Origin of the sequence: Sphingomonas sp. (assembly GCF_041661825.1) — a bacterium.
Lineage (GTDB): Bacteria > Pseudomonadota > Alphaproteobacteria > Sphingomonadales > Sphingomonadaceae > Sphingomonas.
The window spans coordinates 46,502-62,330 of the sequence record NZ_JBAZTU010000009.1 but is presented as its reverse complement, the minus strand read 5'-3'; the positions used below and the strand labels follow the sequence as shown (position 1 = coordinate 62,330).

Here is a 15,829-nt window from a genome sequence, read left to right as displayed (position 1 = left end):
ACCCTCCTAGAAGTACTTGGCGAACAGCGGCTGCTCACGAGCCCAGATCCGCAACGTCAGCGACCGGGCCGCGAGGTCCTCAAAGATGATCTTGGCGACCTTCTGCATCTGGGGGTGCGCGGCCGGCGCGCAGCGCAGCTCAAAGAAGTGCATCCAGGCCCGGAAGGTGAAGGTCATCCGGATCTCGGTCTTCAGGCACGTCGGCAGGTTGTCGCGGGCCTGCTGCGGCTTGATGCCCTCCGCGATCTCCTCGCGGTAGACGCGCTCCATGTGCTCGTAGAGCCAACGCCGGCGATCCTTCTGGACGACGTTGAGGCCGTCCAGCATCGGGATGACCTTGATCTCCCCGCCGAGGCGCTCCTTGGTGTAGTTGCAGTACCGCGTGCTCTCCTGGCTGTAGGCCACGCCGATGCGCGAGCGCACGGCCTCATGCGTCCAGCCGCGGTCGGCCACGACCTGATAGCTCGCGGAGCCGTGCTCCACGACCGACAGGTGACCGAGCTTGATGATGTGCTCCAGCATCTGCTGGTCGGACTTGCCGGACTCGTCGGACTGGTAGCAGAGCCGCGCCGCCGAGGCGATCTCCGCGTCGGCGTCGGGCGTGACCCAGCGGAAGGTCACGGACGGGTCGAGGATCTTCACTTGCGCTCCTTGTGTAGGGCGCGCAGCTTCGCCTTGTCGGCGTCCTCGCGCGCGATGACGGCCTTCATCAGCTTCATGTCGATGATGGCCTCGAACTCGACCTCGACCAGCCTCTGCAGCAACTCCGGCTTGAGCGCGTCCAACTCCCAAGACTTGGGGCCGTGCTTCTTGATGTACTCCTTGGCCCTCGAGTCCGACAGCTTGGCTGGGTTGTGCAGCGGCTTGTACTGGCGCACCTGCGCGGTCGTCAGCGCCACCTTGATGACATCGAGGTCCACCCCAAACATCTCCATCCGGTCCCGGATGTCCCGGACCATGTCCTCGCCGCTGGGGTCGTGGTCGCCCAGGTAGAGGATGATGCCGCTGCGCCGAAGTCCGGTCCCGGAGTCCTCAGCCGCGCGGAAGCGGTTCGCGGCCTCGTACATGGCACTCTGGGAGGAGTAGCCGCGGTTGACCATCATCGTGACGTGGTACTTGTCGGCCATCGGCTGCAGCACGCCGGCCAGGGCGTCCTTCTCGACCCACAGCTCGACGTAGTAGTCCTGCCCCTCCCACCTCGGGAGCCGGTAGACGCGCTCGATGGTCTTGACGGCGGCGCTCAGGTCGGGCCACTCGTTCTGCTCGCGCGGCTGACGCACACGGTCCTCGATGGCCTCCCAGTCGATGAGGCCAGCGAGGCGCCCGTCGGAGACGAGCTTGCCCAGGTTCTTGTAGCTCTCCACGCTGTTGGCGAAGAGGTTGATGGTGACGAGCTGGTAGTACAGCTGCCGCAACGTCAGCTTCAGGCCCTGGTCGAGGTAGTCGTCCACGACCCTGTTGCAGTGGTCGATGGTGAGCAGCGCCTTCTCGTTGAACCGCTTGGTCCTGAAAAGTTCCTTGGGCATCAGCCCCTCACGAGGACGGCGAGGTCAGGCAGCGGGCGCAGGAGAGTCAGCTTGAGGCCGTAGTTCCAAGTGCTGACGACCTCCTCCAGCCACGGGATGGTCTTCGGGTCGTCGGGCGTGTTGTCGATGACGATGCGCCCGCCCGGCTTGAGCATCGGCAGGAAGCCCTGGACCTCCTCGATGATCGTCCGCGCGTCGTGGTCGCCGTCGAGGAGGACGTGCGTGATGCCGGTCGCCGCCGGCACGATCATCCCGCCGCGACTCCAGACCCTCATGCCCGCCTTCGCGAAGGCGAGCCAGTCCAGGCTGATGACGGGGAAGTGGAGGTGGTTGGAGTACCCGTAGAGCAGCCTCTTGGCGGCGACGTACTCGTCGTTGCCGTAGAGGCCGCGCACCGCCTCCCGGTCCCCGCCGACGAAGTAGGGCTTGCCGCCGTAGGGGTCGATGGTGATGAGGAGCGGGCGGATGGCCTCCGGGTAGAGGTCCTCGAGGAGCAGCAGCTGCATCAAGGCCGACCCGCCGCGCCGGGTGCCGACCTCGACCGAGACGCCATTGGGGGCCTGCTCGTGCGCGGCGACGAAGCTCTGCGCCAGGCACCGGTAGGTGTCGTCGCGGGCGTCGCCGTGCATCCGCGCGGCGCGGACGTGGCCGTCGAGGTCCATCACCGCAGCCCCATCGCCTTGAGCGCCGCGACCGCGAGCGGGGGCGGGACCGCGTTGCCGACCACGTCGAAGCCGGCCACGATTCCAGGCGGGAGCCAGAAGTCGTCGGAGAAGCCCATCCACCGGGCCGCGAAGCGCGGCGTGATGCGCCGCACGTCGTAGGGGTTGAGGGCGATGCGGGCCCCGCTCTGGGCCTTCTGCTTGACGATGGTCGGGGCGGGCCGACCGGCCTCTCGCCAGACCTTCCGGCCGGTGACCTCGTCCACCTTGTAGTCCACCGGGATGCCGCCGATGAGGACCGGCCAGCTCTCCGGGGGGACGAGGTTGGAGTGGTACTCCTGCCAGGGCGCGAGGTCGGCCGGAGGCATGGTGTCCACCAAGTCCTTCACGGCCTCCCACCAGTCGGCCTTCTTCTTGACGACCAGCTTCTCCATGTTGCCCGCCGCGCGCTCTCCCAGCGGGGAGAGCGTGGCCCAGGCGAGCAGCCGGATGCGGTCGCTGGGCGTGCCGTAGTCCGAGGCGTTGAACAGCCCGTCGCTCACCGTGAAGCCTCGCTTCTTCAGCCCTCGGATGATCTCGAGGTAGGCCTCGTGCGAGCGGTAGCCCTTCACGTTCTCGATGAGGACGGCCGGTGCCTTGTGGCGACGCATGAAGGAGTCCACGAACTTGAGGCACTCGACGCCCACCTCCTCATCACCGCGCGTGACGACGTTCCCCCGCTTCCGGCCAGCGGAGTGGCCCTGGCACGGCGGGCTGACGAAGAGCACGTCGGGGATCTCGAGCGGGTCCGGGTCCACCTTGCGGACATCACCGGGGATGAGAGTCCCCGTCGGGAAGTTGTTCCCGTATCCCTGGGCGTAGGCCTTGTTGAACTCGACGCCCCAGAGCGGGTGGTAGCCCAGCTGCTTGGCGCCCCACTCCCAACCGCCGCAGCCCGTGAACAAGCTCGCGCACGTCTTCACTTGAGCCACTCCTCCCAGCGCGCCATGAACGCGCCGACCTCGAACTGCTTCAGGGCCTCGTCCATCATCACCTTGCGCCCGGCGTCGGTGAGCAGCCCTGCGAAGTGCAACGCGGCCAAGCACCGCTTCTGGTAGGACTCGAACGTCTCGTCCTTGCCCCAGGCCGAGATCTCCACAGCCTGGTCGCAGCGGGCCGTCTCGCAGAGCGCGGCGACCGGGTGGAAGACCGGGCTGCAGCCGGCAGCGCGGGCCTTGGAGGCGTTGCTGCAGCCCGTCTCCTCGAACGTGTAGCCGGCCTCGACGCTCAGGTAGAACCAGATGTCCGACCGGAGCATCTCGTAGGCGATGCGCTCGTGGTTGACGCGGCCGATGTTCTCGACGCCGGGCTGGCGCGAGAGGGCCTCCCACTGCGCCCACATCTTGCGGAAGCTCACCGCCCAGGTCGGGTTGTTGGCCGAGAGCTTCTTGCAGCCCTCCCAGCCGTAGAAGATCGCCAGCGTCGCGTCCGGCCACATCTTCCGGACCTCGGGCCACATCCGCAGCAGCGTCAGCAGGCCGCGGTCGGGGGACGAGGCGTAGATGAAGCGGTGCTTCTGCCGCTCCGGCAGCTGCGCCGGCCGGAAGTGCTCCTTGAGCAGGAAGTTGTAGGCGACCGACATCTTGTCGAGCGGGACGCCGTGGCGCTCGTGCATGGCCTGCTTGTGCCACTCGCTGACGACCACGATGCGCTCGTAGGCGTCCGCGATCTCGGGCGTCAGGTCCGGGTAGCTGGCGTCCTGCAGCCAGAGGATCTTCTGGACGCCCTCCCCGACCTCGGCCCGGACGCCCAGCGAGGGGTAGCGCGAGACGATGACCTTGCCGGTCTGGACCCGGTACAGCTGCTCGCTGGGCCAGTACGCGACGCTGTCCTTGACCTCCTCGCCGGGCACGACGCCGTAGGTCGGCAGCGGCCCGTAGACCGACACGGCGCGGCGGTCGTTCCTCGCCAGCTCGCGGGCGAGGTAGACGATGGTTTCCTCGCTGGCGCCGATGCCCGTCCGGTAGACGTGGCTCGCGTTCCAGTCCCACAGCGCCGCCGGGACGTAGAAGCTCGCCGCCTTGGGTCGGTAGGACGCGGAGTAGCCGGTGATCGGCTTGATGGACGCGCAGAACGAGGCGTGGAGCCCACCGGGGCTCAACTCCGTCTCCATGTCCACGACGCGCCCCAGCTCCTTGTCAGCCAGGTCGACCATGTCGCGCGGCAGCATCGCGCGCAGGTGGCCGCGCTCGTCGCGCATCGTGCCCCAGGCGGTCTTCCCCGGCGGCAGGCCCTTGTCGAACGAGCCCCAGGGCGTCGAGAAGACGGCCTCGCCCGTCTCCGGGTTCACCCGCCGCAGGAGGCGGTCGAGGAACTCGCCGGGCATCTGGACGTGCTCGATCACCTCCATGCAGACGACGATGTCCACCGTCCCGACCGCGTTCAGGCAGCCCTCGTCGCCGTGGACGAAGAGCACCTTGTCCTTGAAGGGGGCCAGCTGCGGGAACTTCTCGAGCCTCGTCTTGAAGCGGTCGAGGGCGTCCTGCTTGATGTCCACCGCGATGTACTGCCCCAGGCGCTCCGGACCGATGGCCGCGAGCAGCGGGATGGCCGAGAGGCCGTCGAAGCAGCCGTAGTCGAGCACCTTGATCTTCACGCCGGGGTGCTTCTGCAGCCACGCCTCGATCCGGGAGGCGGCGTACCGGATGCGCCACTGCTGCGTGACCATCGGCGCCAGGCAGTTCTCCTCCTGCGAGGGGATGGCCCCGGTGGCCGCGTCGTCGTTGTAGAAGTCGGCGTAGGCCTTCGTGGAGACGAGGTGGCGGTCCACCTTCTGGCGCCAGCGCCGCAGGTACTCGGAGACGACGCCGTGGGCCTGCTGGTGGGGGAGGACCTCCTCGATGAGCGCGGCCTTCTGCGGCTCGTCGTTGTTGAGGAGGTAGTCGTGGTAGTCGCGCAGCTTGAGCGTGAACTCCAGGGCGCGCCGCTCGTTCTCCACGAAGGCGTGGTAGGCGATGGCCTCGGCCTTGTCGTGCTGCAGCGTCGGGTCCGCGAGCAGCTCCTCCAGCAGCGCCTCGACCTTCTTGTACTCCTCCAGCGCGGCGTGCAGCGAGCCGGTCCGCTCCAAGACCTTGCCCCAGCGCCAGCGCGTGAGCGCGGCCTGCGAGAGGCCGTTGAGGCGCTGCGTGCGCGGCGTCATCGAGGGGTTGGCGTCGGGCTGGCCCAGCCTCGCCCTCGCGGCCTTCTCGAACCACTCGCTGGCGCGGGCCCAGTCCTCAACGGAGGCAGCCGTGGTCGCCCCAATGTACCAGGCGTCGGGGAGGTCGGGGCGCAGGGTCTGCGCGATGATGAAGTGCTCGTAGGCCTCCGGGGTGCGGCCCTGGTGGGCGCGCTCGTTGCCCAGGTCGATGTGGCTGCGGTAGCGGTCGAGCGGCAGGGCGCTGTTCTCGAGCGCGACCGCGAGGAACTCCTCGACGCGGTCCGGGCAGAGGAAGTGCGCGAAGTTCGCGAGGTAGCCGCACGTCCGGGGCGAGCGGTCGGTGCCGTTCTCGTAGCCGACGATGAGCGTGTTGAAGTGCCGCTCGGTCGAGAACGTGTAGTCCTCGGGCTTGAAGAGCTTGCAGTGACGGTAGAGCAGGTGCGCGAGGTAGTCGGGCCGGGTGAAGTACGCCGGGCCCTCCGGGACGCAGACCTCGTGGCCGGTCGAGCGCCAGACGTAATGCGCGTCGTCGCGCATGATGCGCTCGCGGTCCTGCCACTCCATCGCCGCGCCGTGCTCGTCGGAGCGGTAGAGGTAGGGGGAGTGGATGACGCGGGTCTTCGGGCGCTTCTCCTCGACCCAGCGCAGCGTGTCGATGAGCGAGCGATCCAGCTCACACTTCTCGCTGCCGACCTCGGGGCGCCAGCGCCCATTGAGCTTGAGGAGGTCCCTCGCATCCTCCTCCCAGAGCAGCACGTCGTCGCTGTCGATCCAGGCCTTCCAGCGGCCGGACGCGAGGCGGAAGGACTCGTTGCGCGCGGCGGCGGCGTCCCAGAGCGGGTTGCCGGGCTTGTCGAACTGCGTCTCCTTCGTCCAGTCCCCCTTCGGCCCCTTGTACTCCGCGTACACGTCGGCGTAGACCTTCGCGATGTCGGGGGTGTTGTCCGAGGACATCGTGTCCACGATGACGATCTCGGCGTCGGGCGCGACCTTGCGGACGCTCTTGAGGCACGCCTCCAGGGAGCCGGGGAGGGTCGTCTCGCAGTTCCGTACGATAAGGGCGAAAGACAGGTACGGCTTCTCGGCCGGGTTCAACCTCTTCATTTCAGACTCCCTCGTTGAGGCGCGCGAAGGCGCCAAAGTACTTGAGTGCGGCGGCGTTGTAGGCCTTGGCTGCGTCACGCGCATCGTGGAACAAGCCGAGATACTTCTGCTTCCCCTCGTATCGAATCTGAGCAGCCCACTTCTTAGACGCTTGCGAGTAGTAAACACCTTTGAACCCTGAGGTGTTGTCCACCCTCCGTCCCGCGTTCTGCAGGTTCTGCCGCTGCGTGGCCCCTCTTAAATTCGACCGCCTATTGTCCAGGCCATTCCCGTTGATGTGGTCGATGTGAACCTCGTCGGGAGTCGTGCCCATCACGACGTGATGCAAATGGACCCGAGTCCGGCTCATCAAGTCGCGCGAGGCGTACCAACATCCTCGACTGTGACGCGCTTGCCAGCTGTAGCGGCTCAGGCCCTCAAACAAATCCGCGTCCACCAGCGCGAAAAGACCTCTCGTTAGAGGCAGCCAAGCCGCGCCGGTAGGTGCCGGCTGACCACACAGTTCCCTCTGCTGCGGCTTGCGACCTCCAGGCAAGACGGCTCCTTGGGGTTGAGGTTCTACCTGCGGCTGACGTGGCCCTGCGCGTCGAGGATGTCCCAGGTCCGACCCGAGACGCTGAAGGACAGGTCGCCCTTCTTCGTCGGCGCGCCGTGGGCCTGGATGAGCTTCTTGGCGAAGATGCGCGCCGCCCAGCTGGACGGCAGGAGGAGGTCGGCCAGGAAGTCGGACCCGGTAAGGGTCGTGATCTCGAGGTGCCGGGTCGCGACGTTCGTCGAGGGGATCAAGGCTTCGGCTCCTCGGGGGTGTTCTTGATGAAGAAGGCGCGGCGCTCCAGGGCCTCGATGAGGACCTCGGTGAGCGTCATGTTGCGCTGCGCGGCCTCGATCTTCAGCTCGCGGTGGACGTTCACCGGAAAGTAGAGCGTGGTCTTCACCAGCTTCTTCGGCGGCGTCGTCATGCCGCGACGTTCTATCGATTAGCCGTCAATCTGTCAAGACGTACCCTTTGCTCTTGCTCAGATTTTCGCTCGCGCTACCTTGCGCCTCGAACGCAGGACCCCTCTTGCAAGGGAAAGGAAAATCCACATGGCTCTCTTCGGCACCTTCTGGCAGAACCTCGGCCCCATCTCCGTCGCCCCCGTGACCGGCGGCGCCGCCCTCCTCGGCTACGACGGCTACCAGCACTCGCTCGGCACGACCGCCGAAGTCGTGGTGCCCGTGCTGCGCTCGGCCGCGGCGATGGTCAACGGCACGCCGGCCCTCCTGGCCCTGCCGGGCAACGTCTCCCAGGCCACCCTGGGCTGGGCGCTGCCGTCCGTCGCCTCGATGGTCACCCTGGCCTTCGACGCCTACGCCGCGGTCATCCACTCCAGCGTCCGCTAGTCGGCGCGCTGCAGCTGGAACGTGAAGGGCCCCCGGTGCGAACCGGGGGCCCTTCCTTTTTGCCCACTCTCGATGGGCACTACTTCGGGGCCTTCTTCGCCATCTTCTCCAGCTGCTCGAGGAAGTGCTCGTCCGGCGCGCGGCCCTTCGCACGCCAGAGGTAGACCGAGAGCGCGGAGCAGCCAAGCTCCGCGGCCACCTTCACGTCCTTGACGCCGGCCTTGTGCAACTTGGCGAGCAGGAACTTGGCCCGCGTGGCCCTCTTCACCTGCTCCGGACTTTTCTTGTAGCCCATGACGACCTCCTAGGACCTCGTCTTCTACAACAGGTTGTATACCACGGGCAACCTGTTAAAGCCTGCCTAGCGCCTTCAGGCCGATCCCGACGCCGTCGATGACGTTGTGCTCCAGGCTCTTGATGACCTTGGCGGCGCGGAACACCACGACCTCCCGGCCCTCGAGCTTCCCGACGATGCGGTTGCCCATGATGTCCTTGGGCACCTGGCCCTTCCACTCCGCGGGCTTGAAGACCTCGAACCCGGCCAAGGGGAAGAGCGCGACGAGGGCTCCGAGGACCGCCGCGAGCGCGAGGAGGTCGTTGTTGTCCCCCTTGCCCTTCCCGACCCGGTAGACCTGGGGCCACTCCAGCGCCAGGAAGGTGACATCGTCCGGCGCCCAGGCGCGCACCTGCTGCGCCATCGCGTGCGCTGCAGCAAGCACACTACCCGCCGCGCTCGCCCCCTTGACGTACTCGCAGCGCACCAGCTGCTTGCCCTCCCACAGCGCCACGCCACACCCCCGGATGCCGGGGTCCAACGAGAGCATCTTCACGGTTTCTGTGCCTCCTTCACCGCGTTCTCGGCGCGCTCGCGCCAGTTGGCCCACCACTGCTCGTCCTTCGGCTCGTCGTCGTTCGCGTCCGGTTCCACGACCTTCGTCGCGTCGATGACCTCGTTGAGCAGGTTCACCATCACCTCGGCCTCCTTGCCGGCCTGCTCGTTCCACTTCTCCCGCGCGCTCTCGATGGCCTCCTTGACCTGGGCCTCGCTCTTGAGCTCCAAGTCCTCCAGCGCCCTGGCGAGTGCCGTGCCGTTGTGGACGGGGCAGTACCGAGAGTCGCCGGCCTGGGCGCAGTGGCAGCGCACCCCCAGGAGGTCCTCGAACAGGTGCAGGGCCTGCTCATCGAACGGGTCTACGAAGCTGAACGACTTCACGTTGGCCTCCTAGACCGGCGGCTCGTAGCCGTGGCCGGCGCAGTGCGCGCACTTCACCTTCTCGCCGTTGACTTTGACCTTGCCCGACCCTTTACAGCAGCTGCAGGGAGCCCAGGGGGCGAGCAGCGCCTGGTCGCAGCACTTCCCGCCGTACTCCTTCGGGTGCGCCGCGCACTTGAAGATGGCCTCGGCGCCTTTGTACCAGTTCTTCATCAACGCCGGCTCACACTTGACGGCCACGTCCGGCGTGAAGACCCGCATCACCTCGACCATCACCTTGGACATCCGGAACGCGGCGGCGTGCGCCTTCTTCGGGTCGTCCGATACCTCCCCGATGATCTCGTCATGCACGAACGCCACCGGCCGGGTGCCGTAGAGCGGGCTCTCGCGGACCGTGTAGCACTCCTTGCTGACCTCGTACATCGCGGCCTTGGCGCCACGCGCCGCGAGGCCCTGGAAGCCGGTGTTCGCGCCGTCGCAGAAGTGGCAGTTGCCTCGCGTGAGCCCAGGGCCGGGGTTTGGGTCCGCGCCGGGGACGACGATGAAGCCGCCGAAGGGGCCGTCGGTGTTGGCCTGGATGGCCTCGTGGTACTTGCCGACCTCGGTCCACTGCGAGAACCAGGAGGACCGGAGGTCCTTGGCGATGCTGAAGCAGTCCGCGCACAGCGGGTTGCCGTGCCGGTCCTTCGTCATGTTCCGGCCGCACTCACCCTCGTTGTTCTTGCCGGACAGCTCGCAGAAGCGGGCGTTGTAGGCGACGCGGGCGTAGTTGACGAGCGCGGAGGCGCCCAGGCCACCAGGCAGCCCGAAGTTCGCCGCCTTGCTCATCTGGCGGAAGGCCTTGGCCGTCTTGTCGCCGGCCTTCAGCTGGGCCATGAAGGCGTCGTAGGCGATGCCCAGCACGCCGGCTCCAAACTGCGCGTGGAGGTCGCGGCCAGCGTTGATGGCGTCGGCCATGTTGCTGTACCCGACGTACCAGATGCACACCTGGGCGAGGGTCACCAGCTCCAGGGTCGAGTAGTCGCAGCTGCAGTAGAGCCGCCCCTCGCGGGCGCAGTAGCACTCGCGGATGCGCCCGTTGCGTGGCTGGTTCTGGAGGTTGGGGTTGCGGTAGGAGCAGCGCCCCGTGTCCACCAAGACGTTGATGTCCGGGTTGATGGGGGACCGTGCGCCGCGCCGGATGATGGGCAGGTAGGTCGAGAAGAACTTCTCGTTCTCCCCGATGCCCGCGAAATCCTCGAGGACCTTGCTGCCGCTCTGCTTGAGCGTGTCCTCGTCGCAGCAGACCTTCCCGGTGGGCGTCTGCGGAACGCAGGAGAGGTCCAGGCCGGCGCCGTGGCAGTCCGGGCAGTTGACCGGCTTGCTAGTCCGCGAACTGAGCGTCTTGCCGCTGCCCTTGCAGAGGGCGCACGGGTCCTTCGCGCCGTAGGCCTCCGCGACCATCCGCGCCAGCTTGTTGGTGTCCTTCTTGCCCGCCTTCGGGCCCTCGGACCGGAAGAGCCCCACCGCGGCGAAGCGCGCGAGCGCCTCGTGGTGGCCCTTCTCGATCTCGCCCGCGACCTCCTCCACGATCTTCGGGTCGGTCCGGATGCCCCAGACGCTGGAGAGGTAGAGCGCCCAGGCCGCACGCGCCTGCTCGCTCTGGTGATGCAGGTTCTCGACGCGGGTCTTCTGGATGATGGCGCAGTCGAGCGCGTTCTTCGCGTCGTCCAAGACGTACTGCCGGGCCTCCGGAGGCCACTGCTCCACGGGGATGCCGTCAAGCTCCCGGTACCGCAGGCGCCAGGCATCCTCGCCCAGCTTCGCCGCCGTGCGGTCGATGCCCAGCAGGCGCTTCTCGATGATGGCGAGGGTGTAGCGGAAGATGGGCTGCCTCGTCTCCGGGTCGGTGAGCAGCTGCCCGTGGTAGATATCGTAGAGCGCCTCCGCGATGGCGAGATCAAAGATGCGACCGTGGTCGTAGGCTCTGAAGATGGTCTTGAGCAGCCGCGGCCTCGCCGCCGAAGCGCAGGCGAGGTCGTAGGGCAGGTGCTGACCGATGATCTCCACGTCGTCGTCGTTGAGAAGGGCCTCCAAGTAGTCGAGGGCCGTCTCCCGCAGCGCCAGGCCGGGCGCCTTCGTCTTCTCGGCCCACGAGCCGCAGACGACGCGCGGCGTCATGTTCCCGGCGAAGAAGGGGTACGTCTCGCTGTCGAAGGCGACCGAGATCATTCACGCTCCAGCTGTCCGACCGCACGGCCGGGGGCGCCCACACCCGCCCCCGGCCGGTCGCTGTTCGCTTCGGTGAGCTACGCCGTCGGCTTGCCGGCCGCGGCGTCCGCAGCGACCTTGTCGTCGGCAGCCTTGCGCCGCGCCATCACCTGGGCGAACTCCTCCTCGCTGGGCTCGATGTGCTCCCAGTTGTGGTAGGTGAACATCTTGGACGGGTCGTTCCTCTGCGGCTTCTCGAACGCCACGTCCTTGATGCGGAAGAAGCGGAGCGGCTGCGTCTTCTCGTTGGTGGCCTCCTCGATGGCCTGCGCCGTCACCTGCTCCTCGGGGACGCCCAGCGCGGCCATGAGGAACGCCTTGACGTTGCCGGGCGACGACAGCTGGTTCATCGTCACGACGTAGGAGGCCTGCGACTTCTCGGCGTTGGGCTTGTACTTGTCGTTGGTCATCCACGACTTCAAGACGACGAACTCCACGATGAACGTGTCGCCCTTCGTCTTCTTGTCGAACATGACCTTCTGGATCTCCAGCTCGTAGCCGGCGGGGACGAGGTAGACGCCGTTGCGGTTGGCCTTGGACGCCGCGATGGATGCCGCGAGGGATGCGCTGATGCCCATGATAGTGGTGCTCGCTTTCGTTGCCGTTGTTGGGGTTGGACTTACTTCCGCTGCCGTTCAGAACGTGCGTGCTGCGTAGAGCAACCGCTGCTTCCCGCCCGTGCTCTGCTCGATGTACCGGGCGTCCCGCGTGGCCTGCTCCAGGGCCTCGCGAAGTTCTTCGGTGTGCTGGTAGAAGTCGCCGTAGACCTCGTCCTTCTTCTGCCCAAGGCGGTGCGTGCGCCCCAGCAGCTGCTCGATGTCCTTTCCGCTCGACGGCGGGCTGGCGATGAGGTTGCGGTAGAAGATCTGGAGGTTCTTGCCGGTGCCGTGCGCCTTGAGCGAGGCGACGATGGACCGGTCGCCCTTCTCGCGGATGATCTTGCTGCTGGCCTCCGCGCCAGGCCCGAAGAAGGCGAGGCCCAGCTGCTGGAGTTTGCGCCCGAAGGCGTCGGCCTCGTACCAGATGATGCCCGGCTCGTCCTTCGCCCAGGCTGCCGCGTCCTGCACGAGGTAGTCGCTCACCCAGACCGCCTCGGTCTGCGGCTCTGCGGTTTCCTTCAACTCCCTCCACTGCAAGAAGGTCTTGGAGTCCCAGGTGAGCCGGTGCTTGGTGTGGGGCTCGTGCTTGGTGCCGTTCTCGTCGGTGAAGCCGTCGTGCCAGCGCGCGGCGGCGTTGGTGAGCAGGAGCGGCGAGTCCATGAACTCACGGCTGTGCTTGAGCTTCTCGCGGACCTCCTTGTGCCAGTCGCGCCGGGCGAAGAGCCACGCCTCGATGACGTTCTTCGACTCCCCTCTCGGCCAGATCCACCGGTAGTAGAAGCCCTGGGCCAGCTCGCGGCAGACGCGCGCCTTCGTCATCGCGTCGGTCAGCTCCTCGCCGTCCGGGCGCTGCCAGGTGTTGCGGATGCCCTGGAGGGCCTTCTCGACCTCCGGGGGCAGCGCCGGCATCCGGGAGTTGAGGATGAGCGAGGTGCCCAGCACGCCCTCCTCGGTGGCGACGACACCCTTCGTCTCGACCAGCCTGCGCCGGAAGCCCTCGCGGACGTGCTCGCCCTCGTTGCACAGCTTCCGGAGCGCGCCGATGGGCGAGGCGATGGTGTTGGGCCGCTCGGCGTCAATGGCGCCGGACCACTCCTCGACGGTCGGCCAGTGCAGCGGGAGCGGGCTCCCCTCGCCCAAGGCGAGCTTGGAGAGGTGGGCGTAATCCTCGAGCGAGCGGGAGGTCAACGTCCCGGAGAGCGCGACGAGGCGGGTCCGGGGGTTCTCGCTGAAGTGCCGGAGGAACCTCTTCGTCCTGGCCGCATCGCGGCGGCGCACGTTCTGGGCCTCGTCGCAGATGACCGTGTCCGGCGTGATCTTCTTGAGGAGGTCGGTGCTCTTGGCGCTGGACAGTTCGCTGTAGGCGACGACGTGCAGGACCGGGCGCCCCGGTGTGAAGTAGCGGCCCCCCGCCAGCTGCGGCGTCTTGAAGTGGACCGACCACTGGGGGTAGTCGCGCTCCAAGAACTGCGCCTTCAGGTTCGACGGGATGAGGAGCACGGTGCGCTGGCAGTCCGGCAGGACCATCGGCAGCAGGATGTCCAGGCCGGTGTTGTGGACGACCATCCCGTTGGCGACGAGGTTGTGCGTGTCCCTCACGCTCACGTCGTAGACCGGCTGCTCCCCGATGTTCTTGACGCTCTGCACCCGCTCCCAAGCGACCCGGTCGAGCAGCAGCTGCTTGGCGTACCGGCCCTGGTAGTCGAAGTGCTGGCAGAACTTCAGGAACTTCTGCCGTGAGAGGTACTGGCCGTCCGTCGCTCCGGTGAACTCCCGGACCTCCGTCTTGCGCCCGACCCAGCCGGCCTCGTCGTGAATCTCATTCAACTCCTTGCGACCGATAGGAACGCTGTCGAAGTTGGGGTTCTTGGTGGTCTTACGCAACCGCTCCAACAACTCCCAGTACCTGTGCTCACACCCGATGACGGGCCCGACTTCCTCCAAGAAACGCTCAAGGTCCGCGCCCGACACCTGAATCCTCCAGGCGTCAAACTTCTTGCCATTGCAGCTAGCCAACTTGAAGTGCTTCCGCGACCGGACGCCCAGGCGCAGGAGCAGGAACCGGATGTCGTCCACCAGACCTTCGGAGGCCAACGTACATTCCGCCTGATGCCCCTTCCCGAGGTGCCCGTCGCAAGCCCAGAAGCGGTTGAGGAACAACCGGACGTGTGGCGTCGAAAGCCCCCAGAGCTTCGGGTGCAGGCGCTTGTGCTTGGACAGGTCGTGGAGGTCCCAGCGCGCCGCCAAGTCCTGACCCTTGAGCAGGGTAAACTCCCGCGCTTTTGTACGACTCCTACCCTCCCCATACCCGCCGCAGATGGTGAGGGCGCACCGCTGGAACTCCGCGCAGGTGCTCTCGTTCTCGTCGGTGAAACGAATCGTGGAGCTGGTGAACCCGCCGTCCGCGTAGAGCAACCCAAGCAACGACACCTCGTCGTCGCTAATCTCCAACGTCGACCAGGGCTGCGGCATCTCAGACGGCACGGCGACGAAGTCGCACGTCGTCAGGTTTGCAGCAGGCACCCACCCGCGCGCCGTCAACACCTCATGGTCGGTGCTGGCGTCGATGGAGGCGCCGTCCCGGAGCGTCACGCGGACGCAGACCTTAGAGCCGGAGGGGAATGCCGTCCCCGGCTTCACGCAGAGTCCATGACCCTCCTGAACCGATGCCACAGCCAGCGGTCCAGGCTCCACGACTCGACGCCGCTCGCCCGCGGCAACATCAAAGACCTCGGTGTTCACACCCAGACACTTCCCTTCGCCTACGCCGATGAGCCCGAGGAGCCCGCCGGACGCGGCCTCCTCCAGGCCGTTGCCTTGGATGGGCAGCAGCTGCTTGATGCAGAAGCCCCACTTCTGCAGGCAGTCGCAGGTGCCGTCGTTGTCGAAGCGGCGCAGGAGGCTCGTCCACTTCTTCCCCGCGGCCGGGTCACGCACGTCGAGGGTGCGCCGGGGGAGCTCGAGGATGCGCGACAGGTCCCGCGAGGGCCCCACGGCCTGCTTGCCGTAGCGCGTGCCCGCCGGCTCCGGGTTGAAGAGCAGGGAGTCGGGCACGGCGACGCTGGTGCGCCCCAGGCGGTCCATGAGCGAGAACTGCTTCTCACGGGCCGTCTCGGTCAGGGCACCAGCGACGCGCAAGCGGTCGAGCAAACTCACAGGCGAACTCCCTTCAGCTTCAGCTTCCGATGCGCCAGGCGCTGGACCCAGGCGGGCTCCAGGCCGGCGAAGTTGCAGACCAGCTGGAAGTCCTCGCTGCCCTCCGCGAACCAGCGCGCGGCCTCAGCTCGGGAGATGTCCCGGACCGTGTTCTTGCTGCTGCTCTGCCTCCCCTTCGACTTGACCGACGGCGTCACCGCGTCCTCGAACGCGCGCTCGATGACCGCGAGCCAGAGGTGCTGCTCAGGGCTGATGGTGGCCTGGTTCACTTGACCACCCCGTTCGCCTTGAGCCGGTCGAGGAGCGTCGCCTGGGCAGCCTGGTGGAGGTCCTTCTGCCTCTGCACCGCGCGCAGCTTTTCGAGGAAGTCCATCTGCTTCGGGGCGAGGTTGACGACTGCCTCCGCCTCCTCCCCGACACGGCGCTTCCGGGTGATGAAGAAGTCCCGGAGCATCGGCTCGGTCCGCATGAGCATCCGGGCATAGAGCGCACGGTAGTTGTTGTTCAGGCTGAAGTCGTCGTTGCCAGTCGTCTCGACGTACAGCTTCCAGCGCAGGACCTCCCAGAGCATCCCGATCCCGTACACGCGCACGCCGGCCTTCCTGGCCTCCAGCGCCAGCTCGCGCAGGAGCGCGTAGACGTGTGGGTTCTCGATGTGGAAAGCCTCGAACTGCTCCTTGATGCGGTCCATCGCGTCCTCCCGTGAAAAAGCGTGAGCCTAGGCTCCCTACAAGTCGTCAGCGAGTCGGCATTCCTAG

17 protein-coding genes are annotated in these 15,829 nt (G+C 66.9%); 1 reads left to right on the top strand and 16 read right to left on the bottom strand.

Going from position 1 to position 15,829, the window contains the following annotated elements; genetic code table 11:
- Nucleotides 1-6 precede the first annotated feature (6 nt).
- The 8 genes from thyX to WC729_RS29525 form a co-directional block, all read right to left on the bottom strand.
- The gene (gene thyX / locus WC729_RS29560; protein WP_372858404.1) at nucleotides 7-642 is read right to left on the bottom strand and encodes an FAD-dependent thymidylate synthase; all 636 of its coding nucleotides are present in this window, start codon (nucleotides 640-642) and stop codon (nucleotides 7-9) included.
- Complete coding sequence (locus WC729_RS29555; protein WP_372858403.1) at nucleotides 639-1,526, bottom strand: hypothetical protein; 888 nt, start codon at nucleotides 1,524-1,526, stop codon at nucleotides 639-641. The genes thyX and WC729_RS29555 overlap by 4 nt, the downstream gene beginning before the upstream one ends.
- Nucleotides 1,526-2,188: a class I SAM-dependent methyltransferase gene (locus WC729_RS29550; protein ID WP_372858402.1), complete on the bottom strand. Its 663-nt coding sequence runs from the start codon at nucleotides 2,186-2,188 to the stop codon at nucleotides 1,526-1,528. Before WC729_RS29550 ends, WC729_RS29555 begins: the two co-directional genes overlap by 1 nt.
- The gene (locus tag WC729_RS29545) at nucleotides 2,188-3,150 is read right to left on the bottom strand and encodes a DNA cytosine methyltransferase (RefSeq protein ID WP_372858401.1); all 963 of its coding nucleotides are present in this window, start codon (nucleotides 3,148-3,150) and stop codon (nucleotides 2,188-2,190) included. The genes WC729_RS29550 and WC729_RS29545 overlap by 1 nt, the downstream gene beginning before the upstream one ends.
- Nucleotides 3,147-6,470, bottom strand: a complete 3,324-nt coding sequence (locus WC729_RS29540) for a methyltransferase domain-containing protein (protein WP_372858400.1) — start codon at nucleotides 6,468-6,470, stop codon at nucleotides 3,147-3,149. Before WC729_RS29540 ends, WC729_RS29545 begins: the two co-directional genes overlap by 4 nt.
- Before the next feature lies 1 nt (nucleotide 6,471).
- Nucleotides 6,472-6,783, bottom strand: coding sequence for an HNH endonuclease (locus WC729_RS29535; RefSeq protein ID WP_372858399.1), 312 nt, complete (start codon nucleotides 6,781-6,783; stop codon nucleotides 6,472-6,474).
- A 245-nt stretch (nucleotides 6,784-7,028) separates the two neighbouring features.
- Nucleotides 7,029-7,256 carry a hypothetical protein gene (locus WC729_RS29530; RefSeq protein ID WP_372858398.1) on the bottom strand — a complete coding sequence of 76 codons (228 nt, stop codon included), beginning with the start codon at nucleotides 7,254-7,256 and terminating at the stop codon, nucleotides 7,029-7,031.
- Complete coding sequence (locus tag WC729_RS29525; protein ID WP_372858396.1) at nucleotides 7,253-7,429, bottom strand: hypothetical protein; 177 nt, start codon at nucleotides 7,427-7,429, stop codon at nucleotides 7,253-7,255. Before WC729_RS29525 ends, WC729_RS29530 begins: the two co-directional genes overlap by 4 nt.
- 127 nt (nucleotides 7,430-7,556) lie before the next feature.
- Here WC729_RS29525 and WC729_RS29520 point away from each other — a divergent pair, with 127 nt between their 5' ends.
- Entirely contained in the window at nucleotides 7,557-7,853 is a 297-nt protein-coding gene (locus tag WC729_RS29520) for a hypothetical protein (protein WP_372858395.1), read from the top strand.
- Nucleotides 7,854-7,932: 79 nt separating this feature from the next.
- On the opposite strand, the gene WC729_RS29515 is transcribed toward WC729_RS29520, so the two are convergent.
- The 8 genes from WC729_RS29515 to WC729_RS29480 form a co-directional block, all read right to left on the bottom strand.
- Nucleotides 7,933-8,148 (bottom strand): hypothetical protein, encoded by a 216-nt coding sequence (locus WC729_RS29515; protein ID WP_372858394.1) that lies wholly within the window; start codon nucleotides 8,146-8,148, stop codon nucleotides 7,933-7,935.
- A 55-nt stretch (nucleotides 8,149-8,203) separates the two neighbouring features.
- On the bottom strand, nucleotides 8,204-8,683 hold the full coding sequence (locus tag WC729_RS29510) for a hypothetical protein (RefSeq protein ID WP_372858393.1): 480 nt from the start codon (nucleotides 8,681-8,683) through the stop codon (nucleotides 8,204-8,206).
- Entirely contained in the window at nucleotides 8,680-9,066 is a 387-nt protein-coding gene (locus tag WC729_RS29505; RefSeq protein WP_372858391.1) for a hypothetical protein, read from the bottom strand. The genes WC729_RS29510 and WC729_RS29505 overlap by 4 nt, the downstream gene beginning before the upstream one ends.
- A gap of 9 nt (nucleotides 9,067-9,075) precedes the next feature.
- The gene (locus WC729_RS29500; RefSeq protein WP_372858390.1) at nucleotides 9,076-11,277 is read right to left on the bottom strand and encodes a DNA polymerase; all 2,202 of its coding nucleotides are present in this window, start codon (nucleotides 11,275-11,277) and stop codon (nucleotides 9,076-9,078) included.
- Between the two features lie 77 nt (nucleotides 11,278-11,354).
- Nucleotides 11,355-11,894 (bottom strand): hypothetical protein, encoded by a 540-nt coding sequence (locus WC729_RS29495; RefSeq protein WP_372858389.1) that lies wholly within the window; start codon nucleotides 11,892-11,894, stop codon nucleotides 11,355-11,357.
- Nucleotides 11,895-11,951: 57 nt separating this feature from the next.
- The gene (locus WC729_RS29490; protein ID WP_372858388.1) at nucleotides 11,952-15,071 is read right to left on the bottom strand and encodes an LAGLIDADG family homing endonuclease; all 3,120 of its coding nucleotides are present in this window, start codon (nucleotides 15,069-15,071) and stop codon (nucleotides 11,952-11,954) included.
- Nucleotides 15,068-15,340: a hypothetical protein gene (locus tag WC729_RS29485; protein ID WP_372858386.1), complete on the bottom strand. Its 273-nt coding sequence runs from the start codon at nucleotides 15,338-15,340 to the stop codon at nucleotides 15,068-15,070. Before WC729_RS29485 ends, WC729_RS29490 begins: the two co-directional genes overlap by 4 nt.
- Nucleotides 15,337-15,762, bottom strand: coding sequence for a hypothetical protein (locus WC729_RS29480; RefSeq protein ID WP_372858385.1), 426 nt, complete (start codon nucleotides 15,760-15,762; stop codon nucleotides 15,337-15,339). Before WC729_RS29480 ends, WC729_RS29485 begins: the two co-directional genes overlap by 4 nt.
- Between the last annotated feature and the right edge of the window lie 67 nt (nucleotides 15,763-15,829).

Coding starts and splice junctions, on each gene's coding strand:
- WC729_RS29555 (WP_372858403.1), bottom strand. CDS start 1,526: ATGCCCAAGGAACTTTTCAGGACCAAGCGGTTCAACGAGAAGGCGCTG.
- WC729_RS29550 (WP_372858402.1), bottom strand. CDS start 2,188: ATGGACCTCGACGGCCACGTCCGCGCCGCGCGGATGCACGGCGACGCC.
- WC729_RS29540 (WP_372858400.1), bottom strand. CDS start 6,470: ATGAAGAGGTTGAACCCGGCCGAGAAGCCGTACCTGTCTTTCGCCCTT.
- WC729_RS29535 (WP_372858399.1), bottom strand. CDS start 6,783: ATGGGCACGACTCCCGACGAGGTTCACATCGACCACATCAACGGGAAT.
- WC729_RS29525 (WP_372858396.1), bottom strand. CDS start 7,429: ATGACGACGCCGCCGAAGAAGCTGGTGAAGACCACGCTCTACTTTCCG.
- WC729_RS29520 (WP_372858395.1), top strand. CDS start 7,557: ATGGCTCTCTTCGGCACCTTCTGGCAGAACCTCGGCCCCATCTCCGTC.
- WC729_RS29515 (WP_372858394.1), bottom strand. CDS start 8,148: ATGGGCTACAAGAAAAGTCCGGAGCAGGTGAAGAGGGCCACGCGGGCC.
- WC729_RS29500 (WP_372858390.1), bottom strand. CDS start 11,277: ATGATCTCGGTCGCCTTCGACAGCGAGACGTACCCCTTCTTCGCCGGG.
- WC729_RS29495 (WP_372858389.1), bottom strand. CDS start 11,894: ATGGGCATCAGCGCATCCCTCGCGGCATCCATCGCGGCGTCCAAGGCC.
- WC729_RS29480 (WP_372858385.1), bottom strand. CDS start 15,762: ATGGACCGCATCAAGGAGCAGTTCGAGGCTTTCCACATCGAGAACCCA.